Genomic DNA, 18,100 nt, shown 5'->3' with positions numbered 1-18,100 from the left:
TTCCCAAGCCTGAGCCGAAGCCGGAACCGAAGCCCGAGCCGAAGCCTGAGCCGAAGCCGGAACCCAAGCCCGAGCCGAAGCCCGAGCCGAAGCCGGAACCGAAGCCCGAGCCGAAGCCTGAGCCGAAGCCGGAACCCAAGCCCGAGCCGAAGCCCGAGCCCAAGCCGGAACCGAAGCCTGAGCCGAAGCCGGAACCCAAGCCCGAGCCGAAGCCCGAGCCGAAGCCGGAACCGAAGCCCGAGCCCAAGCCGGAACCGAAGCCCGAGCCGAAGCCCGAGCCCGACTGCTGGACCGTGAACCTCGGTTCTTGGGTGGAGAGTTGGATCGGCGGGCCCGTCTGTGTCCCGAAGAGCTCCTGGAAGGACGAGGTCGACCTCGACTGGAAGGACGCCCTGACGGGGGTCTGGCCCTTCTGACCCGACCGGACCGGACCCGGACGGCGGCGGAGATCATCCGCCGCCGTTCGGCGTCCGTCCGGGGAGCCGGGCCAGGGCGCGGCCGACCCAGGCGCGCTCACGGGCCTGGCGGGCCGCCCAGCGGCGGCCGTCGGCGGCGCCCGCGCGCAGCCACAGGAGCGGGGCCGTACGCCGGCCGGCGAGCATCAGGCGCTGGTTGCGGACGGTCTCCGGGCGCCAGTGCTGCTTGTACGCCTCCGTGCCGCGCAGCATGCTCAGCGTGGCCCGGCCGCCGGTGCCGGCCTCGCGGGCGCCGTGGCGGAGGAGCATCGTCGCCACGTCGACCTTGCGGGCCCGCAGCGCCGGGTCGGCGCCGTACAGGTAGCCGCCGGCGAGCCGCGGGGACATCAGGGTCAGGTCGGCGGCCACCACGTCCCCGGCGAGCCGGAACTCGGTGACCATCGCGTCGCCGCGCTCCACCATCGGCCGCACCGCCCGTGCGAGGTGCTGGGCGAAACGGCTGCTCGTGTGCTCGGCGGTCACCCCCCGCCCCTGCCACTGGAGCTGATGGAGCCGCAGGAGCCGGTCGAGGGCCGCCGGGACCTCGTCGCCGGTCACGACGTGCGAGTCGATGCCGAGGGCGTCGAGCTTGCGGAGCTTCGCGCGGACCCGCTGCGCCTTCCCGGAGGGGATCCGTTCGAGCAGGCCCTCCATCGGGACGGCGGGCAGCTCCAGGCACAGCGAGTCGGGCAGCCGCCGGCGCGGCCCGCGCCAGTGGGCGAGGACCCGCTCGACGGCCGCGCCGGGGCGCACCTCCCGCAGGTCGACGACCGCGCCCCCGGCCGCCCCGGCGATCGCGCCGGCCAGGGCGGACGCCGCCTCGGGGCAGTCCTCGTCGAGGAGCACGTCCGTGAAGTCGGTGATGGTGCCGCCCAGCTGGGTCAGGACGGGCAGCGGCCCGCCGGTCCGCATCAGGGGCGCGGCGGCGACGAGTTCGCCGCTCTCCCGTCGTACGAGCACCACCCGCAGCGCACCGGGCCGCCCGTAGGAGAGCCACCAGGAGTGCAGCCAGGAGTGGGACTGGAAGGGGGTGGCGGAGGAGCAGCGCCCGTACAGCGCCGTCCACTCGGCCGCCAGCCCCCCGAACCGTTCCTCGTCACGGCAGATCTCGGTCCGCAGCGCTCTCGGGGTCACACCGCCTCCGGTTCCGGCTGGTGCGAGGCGGCCGCGGGCGCGGGCACCGCGGCGGAGGCGGCGGACGTGCCCGGGGCGGCCGGGGGAGTCTGCCGGGAGTGCCGGGCCTCGCCGCGCGCGGTACCGCGCTTCGGGCGGACGAGCAGCACCAGACCGCCGAGGAGCCCGCCCGCACAGGCGCCGACGAGCGCGGAGAGCGGCGCCGACGGGGACACCGGGGCGACGGGCTTGGTGGCGCGCGAGAACTGGACGACCTTGACGCCCGTGCTGCCCGCGACGTGCGTGCTGTTGAGGACGAGCGCGCGGGCCACCCCGTCGGCCATGGACACGGCCTTCGCGGGCTTCTCGGCCCGCGCCGTGATCGAGATCATCGGCGCGTCCGGGGACGTCGCCGCCTGCACGCTCCTGCGCAGGGTGTCGGCGGTGACACCCGCCCACACCTGGGCGTCGCCGGTCACCGCGATGTCGGTGGCGACCCGCCCGTAGGCCTGGGCGAAGCCGAGCGCCGCGGCCGGGTCGGACTTCTCGGCCGGTACGACGATGACGTAGCTGACCGCCGCGTACTGCGGGGTCTTGAGCGCTCCGTACCCGCCGCCGAGCGCGGCTCCGGCGAGGACGGCCGCGGGGAGCACGGCCCAGCGGCCGGGGCGGCGCAGCCCGGCGGGCGGGAAGGAGCGGGTTGGGGTGGTCTTCATCGTGCGGGCTCTCTCACTTCGCGGGGGAGGGGGTGCCGTGGACGGCCTGGTCGTAGAGGGACATCAACTGCCCCGCGCTGCGCGCGATGTCGTAGCGGCGGGCGGCCGCCGGCTGTGGGAGCCGGGCGAGCCGGGCGTCCCGGATGCCGCGCAGCGCGGAGATCAGCTCGGGCACCGACTCGCCGATCCGGCGCGCGCCCGGAGCCGCGTCCGGCGGCAGGTCGTCGATCGCGGGGCAGGCCACGTACAGCACGGGAAGGCCCGCGGCCAGCGCCTCGACGACCGCGAGTCCGAAGGTCTCGTCGGGGGACGTGGACACGAAGGCGTCCATGGCGGAGAGCAGTTGGGGCAGCGAGGGGCCGGTCGAGGCGGCGGGCGGCGGGTCCTCGCAGGCCCCGGCGAGGAGCACCCGGCCGGCGGCCCCGCACTCCCGGGCCACCCGCAGCAGCTCCTCGCGGTGCTCGCCCTCGCCGACGAGGAGCAGCCGGGCCTCCGGCACCGCGGCCACGGCCCGGACGAGCCGGTCGAACCGCTTCCCCGGCGCGAGCCGCCCGACACCGCCGACGACGTAGGCGTCCTCGGGGATGCCGAGGCCACCCCGGGTGAGGCGGCGGGCGCGGGCGTCGAAGGCGAAGCGGCCGGTCTCGATGCCGTTGGGCACCACCTGGATACGGGCCGGGGGCACCCCCCAGTCGGCGAGGCGACGGGCCACGCTGGGCGAGACGGCGACCGTGGACGTGCCGAGCCGCTCGGAGGCCAGGTACAGGGCGCGGGTGCCCGCGGAGAGGGGGCGGCCCTCGATCTGGGCCTCGCCGAGCGAGTGCTCGGTGGCGATGACCCGGCGGACCCCGGCGAGGCGGGCGGCGAGCCTGCCGTACACGCACGCCCGGTAGAGGTGCGTGTGGACGAGGTCGTAGCGGCCCTGCCGGACGATCCGCGCGAGGCGGGGGAGCGCGCCGAGGTCGCGGTTGCCGGCCATGCCCAGGTGGGTGACGGGGGTGCCGTCGGACTCGATGCCCGCGGCGACCGCGCCGGGGTTGGTGAGGGTCACCACCCCGTGCTGGACCGGGAGGTGGCGCAGGAGGAGCCGCAGCTGCTGCTCGGCGCCGCCGATGCCGAGCCCGGTGATGACGTGCAGGACCCTCATGGCGCACCGACCACGGCGGGTCCGGTCTGGGCCGGCGAGGGGAACACGTCGACGGGGTGGCGGCGGCGCAGCGGGTGCAGCACGCGCTTGGCCGTGAGCCGCCAGGACGTGTCGTTCTCGCCGATGTGGATGCGGGGCAGGGCGTACGCGCTGGTGTGCGGGCCGGGGTCGATCGCGCAGGCGTGGCGGTAGCCGGCCTTCCGTACGGCGTGGATGACGCGCCCGTCGACCTTCCCGTACGGGTAGCAGAAGCCGTCCACGGTGTCGCCGGTCATCTCCTCCAGGAGCTCGCGGCTGCGCCGGGTCTCGTCCGCGAGGGCCGCGTCGTCGGCCTCGGTGAGCGCGAGGTGGGTGAGGCCGTGGGAGCCGATCTCCATGCCGGCCGCGGCGATCCGCAGGATGCCGTCCTCGTCGAGGAGCGTCTTGCGCGGGCCCTCGGTGTCCCAGGCGTTCTCGCCGCCGAGCCGGCCCGGCAGGACGTACACGGTGGCGGTGAAGCCGTGGCGGCGCAGCAGCGGCAGCGCCGAGTCGAGGAAGTCGGCGTAGCCGTCGTCGAAGGTGAGCCCGACGAGCCCCTCGGCGCGCCCTGCCGCGGTGGCGGCGAGCAGCTCCCGCACCGAGACCCCGCGCAGCCCCCGGTCGCCGAGCCAGTGCATCTGCCGGGCGAAGCGGACGGGGGAGACGGTCACGCGGTACGGGTCGTCACCGGGGTCCGTGATCGAGTGGTACATCGCCACCCACAGGGGCGGTTTCACCCACAGGGGCGGCTTCGGCAGCAGTCGGCGCAGCGCGGTGGGGGCGGGCATGGTCGGTCCTCCGGGAGGCGGAGCGGGGCAGGGGCGGGATCTCCGGCGCCTTGGCGGCGCAGGCGATGAAGAGCAGGAAGACACCGATGACGACGGCGGCGGCGACGGTGACGGAGAGGGCGGGGGAGTCGATCCCGACCGAGCAGAGCCAGCCGGCGCCGGTGGCCCACGCGCCGGCGGTGGCGAGCCGGAGGAGCCCTTCGCCGAGCCGGTCGACCTGGACCGGCACGGCCTGGCGGTGGGCGCCGCGCAGCAGCAGGACGGCGGTGCACGTGATGCCGAGGGCGTTGGCGGCGGCGATGCCGACGGCGCCCCAGTAATGGGCCCCGGGGATGCCGGCGACGGTGGTCACGGCGAGCCCGGCGGCCATGGCGGCGGCCGGGTACCAGAGGGGGCGGGCGGCGGAGAAGTAGCAGCGGACGAGGGCGCCGACCATGGTCTGGCCGAGGAGGCCGAGGGAGTAGACGCGCATGACGGCGGCGGTGGCGACGGTGGCCGTGCGGTCGAACTCCCCGCGCTCGAAGAGCAGTTCGACGATCTTGGGGGCGGCGGCGATCACCGTCGAGGCGCCGACGAGCACGACGACGGCCGCGAGCAGCAGGTCCCGCTCGACCCGGCGCCGGGCCGCCTCGGTCTCGCCCGCCGCGAGCGCCCGGGCGACCACGGGGAAGCTGACCGTGCACAGCATCAGGGAGAGGATCATCGGCATCTGCGCGACCTTCTGCGCGTAGTTCAGATACGAGATGGCCCCGGCGGGCAGCGGCGAGGCGAGGAACCGCTCGACGAGCGTCTGCGACTGGCGGAAGAGCGAGAAGGCGACGACGGGCGCGATCAGCCCGAGGACCAGGATGCGCCCCTCCTGCCCGCCGTCCGGCGCGAGCGCGGTCGGCTCCTCCTTCGGCACCGGGCGGGCCCGCAGCTCGCGCAGGAGCGACGGCGCCTGGACGAGGACCATCAGGACCCCGCCGACGGCGACCCCGGCGGCGGCGGACCGCACGCCCCACGGCTCGCGCAGCACCAGGACCGTGCCGATGATGCCGACGTTGTACGCGACGTAGATCGCGGCCGGCGGCAGGAAGCAGCCGTGCGCGCGGAGCGCGGCCGAGCAGTACCCCACCAGCGCGAAGGACAGCACGCAGGTCGCGGTCAGCCGGGTGCAGTCGACGGCGAGCCGCGGGTCGGGCAGGCCGGGCGCGAGGGCGGAGACGACCAGCGGCGCCGCCAGGATCAGCGCGGCGGCGGCGACCGCGACGACGAGGGTGAGCCGGGGGAGGGTGCCGCGCACGAGGGCGCGCACCGGATCCCCGAAGAGGCTGCCCGAACGGCGGGCGAGCGCCCGGGAGAAGGCCGGGACCAGGATCAGGGCCAGCGCGTCCTCGATGAGCAGCGTCGAGGCGAACTCGGGCACCGTCCACGCCACCAGGAAGGCGTCGGTCTCGGCGCCGGCGCCGAAGTACCCGGCCAGGATCTGGTCGCGTACGAGCCCGAGCAGCGCCCCGAGGGCGGTGAGGGCGGCGGTCACGGCGGCGGCCTTCGCGAGGAAGCCCCGCCCCTGCACCCGGTCGGCCCCGGCCCGCACCCGCGCCCGGGCGTGGGCGCGTCGGCCGCGCGGCGCCCGCACCGGCACCGGGTCGGCCGGCACCCCGTCGGCCCGTACTCCGACCCCACGCACTGCGTCGGCACGCACTGCCTCCGCATGCGTTCCGTCGGCCGGCACGCGGTCGGTCCGTACGGCCGTCCCGGCCCCGGCCCCGGCTGCCGCCCCCGCCCCAGTTCCGGCCCCCGGCAGCACCGAGGCCTCCGGGGTCCACGGGGGGTCCGTGGGGCCCGGAGGCGCGGTCTGCCAGGGGTCGGTCAGCGGGGTGCCGCAGGGCGGCCGGGAAGCGGGGCGCGGGGCGCCGGGCCACGGGGTGTCCGTGGGCTCCGGCTCCCCGGCCCACGGGTCACGCACGCCGCACCTCCGCCAGCGACCACCAGGCCGCCAGGCCGAACACCACCGACATCAGCACCGTCGAGGGGCCGCCGATGTCCGCGTAGAAGAAGTCGATCAGCTGCCAGGACAGCAGGCCCGAGGCGACGAGCGCGCAGTCCGCGCCCAGGCGCCGCCGACGCAGCGCGCCGACGAGCAGCGCGACCCAGCTGCCCGCCAGCGCGAGCAGCCCCAGGAGCCCCTGCTCGCTGAGCACCAGCAGGTACATGTTGTGCGGGGACAGCAGCGGCTGCCGCTGGAACGCGGCGCCCGCGCCGGCCGTGTCGCTGCCGGAGGAGAGCGCGAGCGAGGCGTTCGAGTCGCGGTACGCGGGGAAGCCCTTGAGGCCGACGCCCGTGACCGGCTCCGCGCTCCACATCCGCCCGGCCGCCGCCCACATGGTGTACCGGTCCGTCACCGACTGGTCCGGCGCCGCCGCCACCTGCGTGATGCTGGCGGCCCGCTCCTTCACCATCGCCGAACCGATGCCGAGACCGCCGACGAGCACGACCCCGAGCGCCCCCGCCGCGAGCGCCACCAGGGCCGCCCGGCGCGGACCGGACAGCAGCAGCTGGATCCCGCAGGCGAGCACGGTCGCGATCCACGCGCCCCGGCTGAAGGACAGCACCAGCGGCAGGAAGAGCAGCCCCGCGCAGACCAGCGCCGCCGTCCGGGTCCGGCCGGGCCGGCTGCCGAGCGCGAGCCCGGTGACGACGACGAGCCCGTACGACACGACCGTCGCCATGCCCATCACATCGGTCGGCCCGAAGGTGCCGACGGCCCGGATGTCCTCGCCCATGTACGAGGCGCCCGTACCGGTCAGGTACTGGACGACGCCCACCGCGCCCTGGAGCAGCGCGAGAGCGACCAGCCCCCACGCGACGACGGCGAAGTCCCGCCGGTCGCGGATCATCAGGAGCACGGCCGCCGGGACGAGGACGAAGACCTGCACGTAGCGCGCGACGCCCGGCAGGCTCGCCGCCGGGTCGTTCGAGGTGATCGCGGCCAGGCAGATCCCGAGGACGGGCAGACCGAGGACGACGGCCGCCGCCCGGGTCAGCGGCCGGGTGCCGCCGCGCAGCAGCCGCACGAGGCAGATCAGGACGAGGAGTCCGGAGGCCGCGTCCGCGATCGTGCCCGTGCCGCCGGTGCCGCCCTGCGCGCCGCCGCCGCCCGGGACGAGCAGCAGCGCGATCACGGCGAGGACCGGGGACAGCGCCCCGGCCCGGCGGACCCAGTCCCGTACGTCGGGACGGACCGCGGGCCCCGGCGGCACGATCCGGACGTCCGGGTCGACCGCGGGCACCGGCGTCACGGCCGTGGCCATCCTCAGCTCCCTGTGGGTCGGACGAGCCCGGCCGCCGTGCGCAGCAGGATGCAGACGTCCTGCCAGAGCGACCAGTGGTCGATGTAGTGGTTGTCGAACCGGCAGCGGTCCTCGATCGACGTGTCCCCGCGCAGCCCGTGCACCTGCGCCAGACCGGTCAGCCCCACCGGCATCCGGTGCCGGGCCGCGTAACCGGTGTGGATCTTGCTGAACTGGGCGACGAAGTACGGGCGTTCGGGTCGCGGCCCGACCAGGCTCATGTCCCCGCGCAGCACGTTCCACAGCTGCGGCAGCTCGTCCAGCGAGCTCTTGCGCAGGAAGCTGCCGGCCGCGCTCATCCGCCGGTCGCCCGCCACGTTCCAGCGGGTCGCCGACTCGGTGTCGTCGCTCGGCCGCAGCGTACGGAACTTCAGGAGCGTGAAGTGGCGGCCGTGCTGCCCCACCCGCTCCTGCCGGAACAGGACCCCCGGACCGTCCGAGAGCCGCACGGCGAGCGCGCACACCAGCAGCACCGGCAGCGCGAGCGCCAGCGCGGGCGCGGCGAGCGCGATGTCCAGCGCCCGCTTGGCGGACAGCCCCGGGCGCTCGCCCAGCGGGACGATGCGGTGCCGGGCGTACCCCCACAGGTGCTCGCCCATCGCGCCGGTCCGCGGCTCGCCGCCGACCCGCCAGGTCGTGCAGCCGTAGTGCTGGAAGAGCGTCACCAGACCCGGGTCGTCGTCGAGGAACACCGCGTCGCGCACGCTGTTCTGGATGACGGCCCGATGGATCTCCTCGGTCGTGGTGAGCACCGGAAGCCCGGGCTCCCCGATCGACCGGGGAGCGCCGCCCTGCTCCGGCACGCCGATGATCCCGACCGGCCGCATCCCGTACTCGGGGTGCTGGGCCGCCGCGGCGGCGAACCGGCGCGCGGCCCCCGCCCCGCCGACGAGCAGCGCCGAGCGCGGACGCTCCCGCGCCACCCGCCGCCTGCGGGCCAGCAGCATCGCGCGGACCAGGCACACGACGGCGACGTGCGTGCCGTACGCGGCGCAGAGCCGCAGCGGCCCGATCACGAGCGCGGGGGAGTACGCGGCCACGGCCGCCGCCGCCAGGCACCAGGCGACCCCGGCGCGGGAGGCGAGCGCGGGCAGCTCGTCGAGCAGCCGGGTGTGCGCGGCCGGCCGGTACAGCCCGCCGAACCCGTCGAGGACGAGGACGAGCGCCGCGACCGGCAGCAGCAGCCGGGCGTCCTGGTGGGCGGCGCTCAGCAGCGAGGCGGCGGCCAGGACGGCGAGGCAGTCGACGGCCACGAGCGGCGCGGCGCCGGACCGTCGCCGGCGGACGCGGCGGTGCGGCATCGCGAGCCGGTTGGGCGCGCCGCGGCGCGGCGCGAGGGAGGCCAGCCCGAAGGCCTGGCCCGCCGTGGGCCAGGGGCCCGGGGAAGGAACGCTGGTACTTTCCGTGGTCACTGCGCAATCGGCTCTCTGTGCTCGGCCCCCCGCACACCGGCGAGTTCGCGGTAGACCCCCGCGACGGCCGCACCGGTGCGCCGGACATCGAAACTGCTCAGTACGTGGTGGTGGGCCTCTCGGCCCAGTCGGTGCCGCAGCTCCGGCCTGCCGAGGAGGCGGCCGAGAGCGGCGGCGAGCGCGGCCGGGTCCTCGGGTGGGACCAGGCACGGGGACGCGTGGTCGGGCGGCAGGCTCTCGCGCGCCCCGTCCACGTCGCTGACGACGACCGGCCGGCCGCTCGCCATGGCCTCCAGCGGCGCGAGCGCCATGCCCTCCCAGCGGGACGGCAGGACGACCACGTCGGCGGCCCGGTACCAGGGGACGGTGTCGTCGACGGCGCCGGTGAAGCGGACCGAGGGGCCCGCCGCGGCGCGCAGCCGCTCGCCGTCCGGGCCGTCACCGACCAGGACGAGCCGGGCCGTCGGCACCTCGGCGAGGACGGCCGGCCAGGCGGCGAGCAGCACGTCCTGGCCCTTCTGGCGGCAGAGTCGGCCCACACAGACGACGGTGGGCGCGGGGTTGCCGGGCGGCCCCTCGGTCGCGAACCGGGCCACGTCCACACCGTTGTGGACGACGGACCAGTCCGCCCTGACGCCGGCCGCCTCGCCGGTACGGCGCTCGGCCTCGCTCACGCAGAGGATCCGGTGCGCCCAGCGGGCGCCGAACCGCTCCCAGCGGCGGGCGAGCGAGGCGGTCGTCCCGGTGACCGCCTCGAAGGACCAGGCGTGCGGCTGATACACCGTCGGAATCCGTCCGCGCAGGGCGAGTCGGGCGCACAGCCCGGCCTTGGCGCTGTGTGCGTGGACGAGCGAGGGCCCGACGGCACGGATCACCCGGGCCAGTTCCCTGGTCTCGCGGACCAGCCGGGGCCCGGGGTCCCGGCCGGCCCGCCAGTCGTGGGTCTCCGCGCCCTCGGCGCGGACGGCGGCGGACAGGGCGGTGCCGGGCGGGCAGGCGACGGCGACCCGCAGGCCGGCGGCGCGCTGGGCACGAACCAGGTCGACGACGACACGGGCGACCCCGCCGTCTCCGGGCTGGACCGCGTGCAGGACGGTGAGGGAGGCGGGATCCGGCGCTTCCGGCGCTCGTGGAGGCCGCACGTCAGCGCCGGACGTCAGCCTGGAGGAAGAGCGCACCGAGCCAGACGGTGTCCTTCCGGCTGCCGAACCCGACGTGGACACGATCGGCCCCCTCGCGCAGCGCCCCCCGGAGGTCGAACACGTCGGAGTCGTATCCCAGAGTGTTCGTACCATCGGGGAAGCGGACCGTCCGACCGGTGCCGAATTCCGTGATGCTGGAGTTCATGACGTCGTCGGAGGAATTGGCGGAATCGGCCATTCGGACGCGCTTGGACGCGCTTGTCCCGACCGCCAGGTAATCGCCGGAAGTACCGCGGTCACCGTCATAGGCGATCACTCCGAGCCGCCCGGCCGTGCCCTTCGGATAACGGTTTCCGTCGACCGGTACGCGCAGCTCACCGGTGGCCGGGCCGACCGTTTCGAAACCGTCCCAGACGGCCAGCCGGCGCAGCGGTTCCGAGGCCTTCTCGTACGCGGCGACGAGCGTCCAGCCGCCCCAGCCGCCGACCTTCGAGCGGCCCATGGCCACGTTGACCTGGGCGACGGTCCACTGGCCCGAGCGGGCCGAGCGGACGAGCTCGGTGACATCGGCGGAGGCCTGGAAGGCGTCGGCGCCGTCGGCGGTGCGGTGTCCCATCAGGGTGTCGGCGAGCAGCGCCTTGTACCGGCCGCCGGGCTCGGCGATCAGGACGCGCCCGTTGTCCGCGGACGGCTTCTGCTCGCCCACCCGCAGGTTCCCGCCCCAGTACAGCCGGGCCCAGCCCACCCGGGCGCCCGAGGGCACCGGGAGCTCGGCGCGGCTGGAGTTGTACGTGTTCGGGTCGTCGTCCACGTCGACGTACGCGATCGAGGAGTCGTCGTTGACCGACTCGGTGCCCCTCAGCCCCTTCGCCGCGGTGTTGGCGGCCCGCACGATCCCGCCGTGCTGCTCGGCCTCGTAACGCGGCGCGAAGGGGACGCGGGCGGCCTCGCCCGCGGGGGGCGCGGCGGCGGAGGCGACCGGCAGCGCGGCGGACAGGACCGCACACGACAGGGCGCACAACACACTGCGACGCACAGCAGGAAACGCTGAATTCCGCATAGAGGTTCTCCGCTTTGATGGGAGGAGGAGGGGAAGACCCGAGAAGGCCGGGAGAGGGGGAGGTGTCGTCCGCACGAAATGGGTGAACGCGCGGCCGGCCCGGAAGCAACGTTCGGGAACGTTATAACCCCGACGCGGGGCGATAGTAAGCATTAGATGCTCGGAAACGCTAACTCCCGTATCCGCGCGGCCGGTTCCTCGTTGAGCGTGTTGCGCCATTCCACGCCCAGTCGCTCCAATGGCCCTCTTATGGCCCAAAGATCGGTTGAACGTCACCCGTTCGGGAGAGCAACCGATGAAACGCCGATGCGTTGTTGAGAGAGCCGGGCCGAACAGTCCGCGCAGTCCGAGTTGGATGAATTCGATCGAGGAGCTCTTCTCCATGTCCCGTATCGCCAAGGCCGTTGTCCTGACCGTGGGTGCCGCCGCCGCCGTCGCCGGTGCCACCGGTGTCGCCGCTGCCGACTCCATCGCCGAGGGTGCGGCCGTGAAGTCTCCGGGTGTCGGCTCCGGCAACGTCGTCCAGGTCCCGGTCCACATCCCGGTCAACGTCTGCGGCAACACCGTCAGCGTCATCGGCGCGCTGAACCCGACCTTCGGCAACTTCTGCGCCAACGTCTGATCTCGCACAGCGGATCGGTCCTTCCGAAGCCGGTGCGCCCACCCCGATCGGGGCGGGCGCACCGGCTTTTTCCTTGCGGGGACTGGTGGGCTACTCGTTCGGCCGCACCGTCGTGCGCCGTTCGGTGCAACGGCGTACGCCCCTTCGGGGGGCAGGGCGGGCGGGGGGATTCACTCGAACGGAGACGTGGCGCTCAGTAGTTCTCCGGTCGCGGAGGGCTATACCCGCAGGCACAGTGGGAGAGCAGTTGTCCCACGCATCAGGAAAAGGAACACAAGTGCGTCCCCTGGCTACACGCCGCATCACCGCCCTGGCGATATCCGCCGCCATCACCCTCGGCGCGGCGGGACCCGCCGTCGCCGGCGAACACCATCCGTCCTCCGCGGCCGACCGGGCCGCCCACGCGCCCCTCCCCGAAGCCGCCGCCCTGCTGACCCAGGCCGAGGCGCTCGGAGACCTCGGCTCCGTGACGACCCCCGTGACCGAACTCGTCACGGCAGCCCTCAAGGCCGACGCGGGCCAGCTGCCCGCGGCCGACGCCGACGCCCTCAAGACGAAGATCGCGGCGGCCGTCGAACAGGCCAAGGAAGCGGCCCCGGCGCCACTGCCGGACACCCCGGCGCCTGACCTCCCGGCCCCGGACCTCCCCGCCCCGGATCTTCCGGCCCCGGACCTCCCCGCTCCAGATCTTCCGGCCCCGGACCTTCCGGCCCCGGATCTCCCCGCCCCGGATCTCCCCGCCCCGGATCTTCCGGCCCCGGACCTCCCCGCGCCCGAGCTTCCCGTGAAGCCGCCGGTGAGCCTGCCCGTCGCCGCCGGTGCGAAGGCTGCCGCCGCCGCGCCCGCGGACGTCGTGGACGACGCCCTCGCCACGGTCGAGAAGGCCGTCGCCGGGCTGCTCGCCGCCGTCACCTCGGGTGACGCCGCCGGAGTCGTGCCGCAGGTGACCGCGACGCTCACCTCGCTGGTCAACCTGGCCGTCGCCACCGTGCTCGGCAGCGGTCTGCCCGCACCCGACCTGGCCGGCCTGCCCGCGCTCCCGGCGCTCCCGGCCGGCGTGCCGGAGCTCCCGGTCGACCCGCCGGAGCTGCCCGTCGACCCGCCCGAACTGCCGGTCGACGCGCCCGTGAAGCCGCCGGTCGCCCTCCCCGACCTGCCGGTCAAGCCCCCGCTTCCCGTCAGGTAGTCCCCCGAAGGCCCGTACCGGTCCGGCGTCCGCCGGCCGGTACGGGCCTTCGCGCGCGACAAATAGCACCGGTCGACATCGATCGGGTGCAGTGTCGAGAAATCCTTCCTCCTGGAGTTTCCGGGGAGCGCACCTCTCGTTACAGAAGGCAGAACAACACACGGGATTCGGCCAAGAAGCCTGTGTGGAAAGCGACTTGAAAGAACAGAGGAAGGATTCCCCCATGAAGTCCACCAAGGTCGCCGCGATCGTCGCCGGCTCGCTCGTGGCGCTGGGTGCCGCCGCGCCCGCCATGGCCACGGAGGCGCTGACCCCCACCAGCCTGAACGGCGGGCTGGACGCGATCGCCGCCAACGGCCTGAAGACGGACGTGCTCAGCAGCACGACGGAGGGTTCGCCGGTGAAGACCGTCACGGACACCGTGGGCCAGCTCAACGAGGCCGGCAAGGGTGGCTCCTCGATGCTCGGCGGTCTGCCGGTCGGTACTCCGCTCGGCGGCTGATCGAATGATTTTCTGATCGGCCGCCGTGTCGCCCCCGCTCGGCGCGGGGCACCGCTCCCTACTGTCTGGTCCATCCCACGCGATCGTCGACGTGGACTGACCGGTCGGAGCGAGGGGGGATCCTCGCCGGTCTCTCCCTTTCTCCAGAGGAAGAGCGGTATGCGGTCCATCATCAGCAGGAAATATCTCACCGCAGCGGCGGCGGCCGGCGTCCTGTCGCTGACCGGCGGATTCGCCCTCGCCGCCAACTCCCATTCCGGTACGGGTGATTCCCCCGGACCTGGTTCGGCGGGCCATGCCCAGGGCCCCCTCCCCGCGGACGTCTGCGGCAAGGACGGGGAGATCGGCGAGTTCATCGCGGCAGCCGTCGGAGACCTCTGCGCCCAGGCGGGGGAACCCGGCGGCTACGGCGACGAGCCGACCCACCCCCCGACGACGCATCCCCCGACGACTCAGCCGCCGACGACGCATCCCCCGACGACTCAGCCGCCGACGACGCATCCCCCGACGACTCAGCCGCCGACGACGCACCCTCCGACGACTCAGCCGCCGACGACGCACCCTCCGACGACTCAGCCGCCGACCACGGAGCCGCCGACGACCGGGCCTCCGACGACCACCCCGCCCGAACTCCCCGAGACCGGCGGTGACTCCGCGCTCATGGGTGCGGCCGCCATCAGTGCGGCGCTGATCATCGGCGGCACCGTCGTCTACCTCCGGGGCGGACGGATCGCCCGCCGTCACTGACGCCACGGACCGACGGAACGTCAAGCGAGGCCCTCGCCTTCACCGGTGAGGGCCTCCGGCGTTGCTGCACACGGGGGTATTGCGCCACGTTTCCCCCGAACGCCTCGTTCTCCAGGGCATGACTCTGCGCTCTCACGCCGGCATGGGAATCCTCATGACCGCGCTCGCCTCCGCCGCCCTGGCCACCCCGGCCTCAGCCGTCGAGGCACCGGTGATCGTCCCGCTCCAGGGCCTGGACCCGGTACTGCCGATGGACGCTCCCACGGTCGCCACCGGTGTGCCCGTCCCGGTCCCCGGCGCGCCCACCGGCTTCCAGAAGGGCCTCGGCTCCCTGCCGGACCTCGCCCTCCCGAGCGTGCCGCTCACGGGCACCCTCCCGAAGACCGTCGTGGACGCTCCGCTGCCCGAGCTCCTGGACGGCAGCGACCCGGGCCGGGCCCTCCTCAGCAGCCCGCACTCGGAGATGAAGGCGGCCACTCCCGGCGCCGTCGTCGGCAACCCGGTGGAGGCCCCCGGCGGCAACGGGCTCGCCGGCCTCCCGGACCTGGCGAAGCCTCAGGTCGGCGTCCTCACCCCCGTGCTCAGCGGGGCGCTCGACCCCCAGCTGGGCCTGGTGCCCACCGCGCACTGAGGCCGGAGCGCCCCCCGCGCGGGTGAAGACACGATTCTTCCCCGCCACCCCAAAGGTCGTTGATCGTTACAACAGAAGGCTCGTCGCATGGCCGCGGCCCGTGGACCGAGATCGCCCGTCGTATCCGGCGGCGGCGCCCTCCGGTCCACGGGCCAAACTCTTTTCGGATCTTTTCGGATTTCTTCCGTACCGTTCGGCGCAATGACCGTGACCAGTCCTTGTGACGGGCGTTGAAGGGGAGTCGGCCGTGATTCCTGCGGTCGCTATCCACGTCCAAGGAGTTCTTGATGTCTCGCATCGCGAAGGCTGCCGCTGTTCTCGCCGGCACGGGTGCCGTGGCCCTCAGCGGAGCCGGCCTGGCCGTCGCCGACTCGGGCGCCGAGGCCGTCGCCGCCCACTCGCCCGGTGTCGCCTCCGGCAACGTCGTCCAGGTCCCGGTCCACGTCCCGGTGAACCTCTGCGGCAACACCGTCAACGTCATCGGCCTGCTCAACCCGGCCTTCGGCAACACCTGCATCAACGCCGACGGCCACGGCCACGGTGACGGCGGCTACGGCGGCTGAGCCCCCCTCGCTCCACCCCGTGTGTCCCCCCGGCCCGCTCGGCCGGGGGGACACACGCGCGTACGGGCTCAGGCGTACCGGTAGATCCGGCTGTGGTCGAAGAGCTCCGCCGGGGTGACCCCCCAGGGCGCCATCGGCTGGTGCCGGGCGACGACCTTGCGGTACTGCGCGTCCCCCAGCGGCGGCGGCTCCGCCGGCAGGTAGGCGGCCCCGGGGTTGCGCTGCTGCCAGCGTGACCACACCAGGTCGACGAAGGAGTGGTGCAGCCAGAACACCGGGTCGTTGACGGAGCCCCCGCCGAGCATCAGCCCGCCGACCCAGCGGTGCACCCGGTTGTGGATCCGGAACCGCTCGTTGCCCTGGCCCGGGGCCCAGCCCTCCAGCCGGTTGCGGAAGCCGGAGGAGCTCGTCGAGTTCCAGGGCGCCACGTCGTACACCCGCTCCCGCATCACGTCGTCGAGCTGGGCCTGCGTCGGGAGGGCGACCGGGTCGCGCGGCCGGCCGAAGTCCCTGGTCAGGAAGCGGGTCTCGGACATCGCGTACGTCACGTTCCACCGCCCCGAGGAGTGGGCGAAGGGGCCGGTCATCACCTGGAGGTCGGCCCGACGGCCGTTCCCGCCCATGAAGTCCTCGCCCCAGATCGAGGAGGCCGGGCTGTTGTCCCGGGTCCAGTCCCAGTACGGGACGGAGACCGTGCCGTCGATCCGGCGCAGGGCCTTCTCGAACTCCAGCAGGAACCTGCGGTGCCAGGGCAGGAAGCTCGGCGCCATGTGGGCGGTCCTGAGCCGCCCCTCCCCGTCGGCCGTGTAGTGGTCGATGTGGGTGCGGACGAACTCGTCGTACGCGCCGGTCCGCTTGAGCTCCAGGACGGCGGCCACGAACTTCCGGCGCTCGGCGCCGGTCAGGTCGCGCTGGTTCTTACGCGTGTACACCACGCGGACTCCCTCCCGTCGGGTCGGTGTGGACGCCGTGGGCGGCGGCGAACCGGGACAGCGGTGCCGTCCCCAGCTCGTCCACGGCGGCGCGGGTGGCCGCCAGCGGCGTCGGGCAGGACGCGTAGTGGTCGATCGGCGAGACGTAACCGCCGTCGGCACAGCGCATCAGGTGCAGCGGCCGGCCGTCGACGAGCGCGACCGGGGTGCCGCCGGGGCCGACGAAGCCCTGGATGCGGCGGCCCCCGTACATCTCGTCGAAGGCGAGCGGGTCGCGCGGTGCCCCTGACGGTGCTCCCGGCGGGGTGCGGGTCGCGATGCGGCCGAGCGCGCCCCCGGTGAAGGCGGTGACCGCCAGTGCGAAGAGGGACCGCAGTGCGACGCGGCGCGGGACGATCATGAGTGATCTCCTCGGGTCGGCAATTGCCCTCTGGGCACAACGATGAAAACCCGCGTTCGTTGCGTCGGAAATGCCAGCGGCGTGAATATCGACCGTTCGGGTGAAATCGGCGCGGGGAAAGGGTGGTTGGCCCACTAGCATCCTTATTCATGACCACTTCCAATGTCGTTTCCTCGGCGCGCAGCGCCTCTCCGCTGGGAACTCTCACGGTGATTCCGTGGTCCAGCGAGCCCACCGCTGACGAGGCGGCCACGCCGTTCCTCATGGCGTATTCGCTCGGCGACGGCCGGGACGGACCGGAGGCCGGTCAGCAGGCGATGCGTACGGCCCTGGAGTCGATGGGCCTCTCGGTCGGCGACCGCCTCTTCGACCTGGAGAAGGACGCCGGGATCAACGCCACGCTGCTCGTCGAGGGCGGCTCGGCCGTGCTCAACCTGCCCTTCCTGAAGGTGCAGTGCCCCGTGCCCGACGAGTGGCAGACCGCCGCCCGCGAGCGCGGCCAGGTCTACCTCATCTGCTCCGTGCGCCCCTGGCCCGAGGCCGTCCCCGGGCAGCCCGTCGACGAGGCGCAGCTGCGCACCTTCGTCTCCGACGAGGAGATGCTCGCGGAGAGCGCCCACGTCCTGATGCCGGTCCGGCGCCTCCAGGGCTGAGCCGGAGAACGGAGAGGGGGTCGCGACATGGCGACGGTGAACGTACGGGGCGGGGTGCCCGGGCAGCGGCAGGAGGAGGCCGCGCGGGAGGCCGCGGGAACGGGGCTCGGCGCCGGCCGGGCCTTCGCCTGGATGCTGATGGTCACCGGGGCGGCGGGCGTGCTCGCCGGCTGGGTGATCACGATCGACAAGTTCAAGCTCCTGGAGGACCCCGGTTTCCAGCCCGGGTGCAGCCTGAACCCGGTCGTCTCCTGCGGCAACATCATGAAGAGCGAGCAGGCCGCGGTCTTCGGCTTCCCGAACCCGATGCTCGGGCTCGTCACGTACGCCGTCGTCGTCGCCGTCGGTGCCGGGCTGCTCGCCGGCGCCCGCTACCGGGGCTGGTTCTGGCTCGGCCTCAACGCCGGGATGCTCTTCGGCGTCGGCTTCTGCACCTGGCTCATGCACCAGTCGCTGTACGAGATCAACGCGCTCTGCCTGTGGTGCTGTCTGGCCTGGACGGCGACGATCGTCATGTTCTGGTACGTGACCGCGCACAACGTCCGGGCCGGGCTGCTGCCCGCCCCGGCCGGGGTGCGGACCTTCCTCGGCGAGTTCGCCTTCGCCCTGCCCGTCCTGCACATCGGGATCATCGGGATGCTGATCCTGACCCGGTGGTGGGACTTCTGGACCAGCTGA

The 18,100-nt window shown here is 74.1% G+C and carries 19 protein-coding genes; 8 read left to right on the top strand and 11 right to left on the bottom strand.

Going from position 1 to position 18,100, the window contains the following annotated elements; genetic code table 11:
• Positions 1 to 449: 449 nt before the first annotated feature.
• From ACF08F_RS30940 to ACF08F_RS30900, 9 genes are all read right to left on the bottom strand, one after another.
• A complete protein-coding gene (locus tag ACF08F_RS30940; protein WP_392301830.1) occupies positions 450 to 1,589 on the bottom strand; it encodes a GNAT family N-acetyltransferase in 1,140 nt (379 codons plus the stop codon).
• Positions 1,586 to 2,284 carry a lipopolysaccharide biosynthesis protein gene (locus tag ACF08F_RS30935; protein WP_392301829.1) on the bottom strand — a complete coding sequence of 233 codons (699 nt, stop codon included), beginning with the start codon at positions 2,282 to 2,284 and terminating at the stop codon, positions 1,586 to 1,588. The genes ACF08F_RS30940 and ACF08F_RS30935 overlap by 4 nt, the downstream gene beginning before the upstream one ends.
• 13 nt (positions 2,285 to 2,297) lie before the next feature.
• The gene (locus ACF08F_RS30930; RefSeq protein WP_392301828.1) at positions 2,298 to 3,431 is read right to left on the bottom strand and encodes a glycosyltransferase; all 1,134 of its coding nucleotides are present in this window, start codon (positions 3,429 to 3,431) and stop codon (positions 2,298 to 2,300) included.
• On the bottom strand, positions 3,428 to 4,237 hold the full coding sequence (locus ACF08F_RS30925; protein ID WP_392301827.1) for a polysaccharide deacetylase family protein: 810 nt from the start codon (positions 4,235 to 4,237) through the stop codon (positions 3,428 to 3,430). The genes ACF08F_RS30930 and ACF08F_RS30925 overlap by 4 nt, the downstream gene beginning before the upstream one ends.
• Positions 4,134 to 5,924, bottom strand: a complete 1,791-nt coding sequence (locus ACF08F_RS30920) for a lipid II flippase MurJ (protein WP_392301826.1) — start codon at positions 5,922 to 5,924, stop codon at positions 4,134 to 4,136. The genes ACF08F_RS30925 and ACF08F_RS30920 overlap by 104 nt, the downstream gene beginning before the upstream one ends.
• A gap of 256 nt (positions 5,925 to 6,180) precedes the next feature.
• The gene (locus ACF08F_RS30915) at positions 6,181 to 7,533 is read right to left on the bottom strand and encodes an O-antigen ligase family protein (protein ID WP_392301825.1); all 1,353 of its coding nucleotides are present in this window, start codon (positions 7,531 to 7,533) and stop codon (positions 6,181 to 6,183) included.
• A 2-nt stretch (positions 7,534 to 7,535) separates the two neighbouring features.
• The gene (locus ACF08F_RS30910) at positions 7,536 to 8,984 is read right to left on the bottom strand and encodes a sugar transferase (RefSeq protein ID WP_392301824.1); all 1,449 of its coding nucleotides are present in this window, start codon (positions 8,982 to 8,984) and stop codon (positions 7,536 to 7,538) included.
• Positions 8,981 to 10,126, bottom strand: a complete 1,146-nt coding sequence (locus tag ACF08F_RS30905) for a glycosyltransferase (protein ID WP_392301823.1) — start codon at positions 10,124 to 10,126, stop codon at positions 8,981 to 8,983. Before ACF08F_RS30905 ends, ACF08F_RS30910 begins: the two co-directional genes overlap by 4 nt.
• A gap of 1 nt (position 10,127) precedes the next feature.
• Complete coding sequence (locus ACF08F_RS30900) at positions 10,128 to 11,186, bottom strand: DUF3344 domain-containing protein (RefSeq protein WP_392301822.1); 1,059 nt, start codon at positions 11,184 to 11,186, stop codon at positions 10,128 to 10,130.
• A gap of 382 nt (positions 11,187 to 11,568) precedes the next feature.
• Here ACF08F_RS30900 and ACF08F_RS30895 point away from each other — a divergent pair, with 382 nt between their 5' ends.
• From ACF08F_RS30895 to ACF08F_RS30870, 6 genes are all read left to right on the top strand, one after another.
• The gene (locus tag ACF08F_RS30895; protein ID WP_189510333.1) at positions 11,569 to 11,808 is read left to right on the top strand and encodes a chaplin; all 240 of its coding nucleotides are present in this window, start codon (positions 11,569 to 11,571) and stop codon (positions 11,806 to 11,808) included.
• 277 nt (positions 11,809 to 12,085) lie between these two features.
• Positions 12,086 to 12,994, top strand: a complete 909-nt coding sequence (locus ACF08F_RS30890; RefSeq protein WP_392301821.1) for a hypothetical protein — start codon at positions 12,086 to 12,088, stop codon at positions 12,992 to 12,994.
• A gap of 223 nt (positions 12,995 to 13,217) precedes the next feature.
• A complete protein-coding gene (locus ACF08F_RS30885) occupies positions 13,218 to 13,496 on the top strand; it encodes a hypothetical protein (RefSeq protein WP_392301820.1) in 279 nt (92 codons plus the stop codon).
• Between the two features lie 159 nt (positions 13,497 to 13,655).
• Positions 13,656 to 14,243 (top strand): hypothetical protein, encoded by a 588-nt coding sequence (locus ACF08F_RS30880; protein WP_392301819.1) that lies wholly within the window; start codon positions 13,656 to 13,658, stop codon positions 14,241 to 14,243.
• Between the two features lie 118 nt (positions 14,244 to 14,361).
• The gene (locus ACF08F_RS30875; protein ID WP_392301818.1) at positions 14,362 to 14,874 is read left to right on the top strand and encodes a hypothetical protein; all 513 of its coding nucleotides are present in this window, start codon (positions 14,362 to 14,364) and stop codon (positions 14,872 to 14,874) included.
• 287 nt (positions 14,875 to 15,161) lie between these two features.
• Positions 15,162 to 15,437 (top strand): chaplin, encoded by a 276-nt coding sequence (locus ACF08F_RS30870; protein WP_150266565.1) that lies wholly within the window; start codon positions 15,162 to 15,164, stop codon positions 15,435 to 15,437.
• 68 nt (positions 15,438 to 15,505) lie between these two features.
• Here the strand turns inward: ACF08F_RS30870 and ACF08F_RS30865 are convergent, their stop codons facing one another.
• Positions 15,506 to 16,372, bottom strand: a complete 867-nt coding sequence (locus ACF08F_RS30865; protein WP_392301817.1) for a tyrosinase family protein — start codon at positions 16,370 to 16,372, stop codon at positions 15,506 to 15,508.
• Positions 16,356 to 16,769 (bottom strand): tyrosinase family oxidase copper chaperone, encoded by a 414-nt coding sequence (locus ACF08F_RS30860; protein ID WP_392301816.1) that lies wholly within the window; start codon positions 16,767 to 16,769, stop codon positions 16,356 to 16,358. The genes ACF08F_RS30865 and ACF08F_RS30860 overlap by 17 nt, the downstream gene beginning before the upstream one ends.
• A 149-nt stretch (positions 16,770 to 16,918) precedes the next feature.
• On the opposite strand from ACF08F_RS30860, the gene ACF08F_RS30855 reads away from it, so the two are divergent.
• Both ACF08F_RS30855 and ACF08F_RS30850 read left to right on the top strand, forming a co-directional pair.
• Positions 16,919 to 17,422 carry a DUF5949 family protein gene (locus tag ACF08F_RS30855; protein ID WP_392301815.1) on the top strand — a complete coding sequence of 168 codons (504 nt, stop codon included), beginning with the start codon at positions 16,919 to 16,921 and terminating at the stop codon, positions 17,420 to 17,422.
• Positions 17,423 to 17,449: 27 nt separating this feature from the next.
• Positions 17,450 to 18,100 (top strand): vitamin K epoxide reductase family protein, encoded by a 651-nt coding sequence (locus ACF08F_RS30850; RefSeq protein WP_392301814.1) that lies wholly within the window; start codon positions 17,450 to 17,452, stop codon positions 18,098 to 18,100.

Source organism: Streptomyces sp. NPDC015130, assembly GCF_043080005.1.
GTDB lineage: Bacteria > Actinomycetota > Actinomycetes > Streptomycetales > Streptomycetaceae > Streptomyces.
The sequence above is the reverse complement of the archived record's forward strand: the minus strand, read 5'-3'. Positions and strand labels throughout refer to the sequence as shown.